The 1136-nt window shown below is 43.8% G+C and carries 1 pseudogene; it reads right to left on the bottom strand.

From position 1 onward, the window contains the following. Positions 1-1136 (bottom strand): annotated as a pseudogene (locus BD809_RS15715) (gliding motility-associated C-terminal domain-containing protein); the annotation flags it as partial.

The raw sequence follows: 1136 nt of genomic DNA, 5'->3' as shown, positions 1-1136 counted from the left end.
CCATCATTATTGGCATCGGTACCACTCGGTGCAAGGTATCCTGCCGTTGTTTGAGCCTCCACATTATCTGGAATGCCATCGCCATCGGCATCTTGATCCTGGAAGTTAGGAATACCATCGCCATCAAAATCATTATCACCAACGGTTCCTTCTGTATATGGATTGTTATCACCATCCAGATTCGGATCTTCAACACTGTCTAAAATACCGTCGTTATCGTCATCTAAATCTGCACTATCCGGAATACCATCACCATCTAAATCACTGGCATCTAAATAGTCAGGTGTACCATCCACATTACTGTCTGTTGGGTTCGCAGGGTCTGCGCCTACTTCGGTAAGGGTAACAATACCATCGTTATCATCATCGGTGTCTCGGTAATCCAACTCATCTGCTCCATCTGTATTGTTTAAATCTGCAGAAGGTGTGGTAGTGACTTGTAAACCGTTTGGATCTGAATAATCTGCACTCGAGTCAAAATTGTCATCCAACCCATCATTGTCTGTATCGGTTCCTGCCGGAACTATATCAGCTACCCCATCATTATTTGTATCAAAGCCTTCGATAGCATCTACTATACTGTCGTTGTCTGAATCTAAGTCTAAGTAATCTGCTGTGTCTGCTCCATCACTGTTCACAGGGGTAAGACCACCTGCGTAGGCATCATCTACTCCATCATTATTGGCATCGGTACCACTCGGTGCAAGGTATCCTGCCGTTGTTTGAGCCTCTACATTATCTGGAATACCATCACCATCGGCATCTTGGTCCTGAAAGTTAGGAATACCATCGCCGTCAAAATCATTATCGCCAACGGTTCCTTCTGTATATGGATTGTTGTCACCATCTAAGTTTGGATCTTCAACACTGTCTAAAATACCGTCGTTATCGTCATCTAAATCTGCACTGTCAGGAATACCATCACCATCTAAATCACTGGCATCTAAATAATCAGGTGTACCATCCACATTACTGTCTGTTGGGTTCGCAGGGTCTGCGCCTACTTCGGTAAGGGTAACAATACCATCGTTATCATCATCCGTATCTCGGTAATCCAACTCATCTGCTCCATCTGTATTGTTTAAATCTGCAGAAGGTGTGGTAGTGACTTGTAAACCGTTTGGATCTGAATAATC

It is taken from the genome of Aquimarina intermedia, from assembly GCF_008124785.1.
GTDB lineage: Bacteria > Bacteroidota > Bacteroidia > Flavobacteriales > Flavobacteriaceae > Aquimarina > Aquimarina intermedia.
Note: the sequence above shows the minus strand (reverse complement) of the source record. Positions and strands in the feature narration are given on the sequence as shown.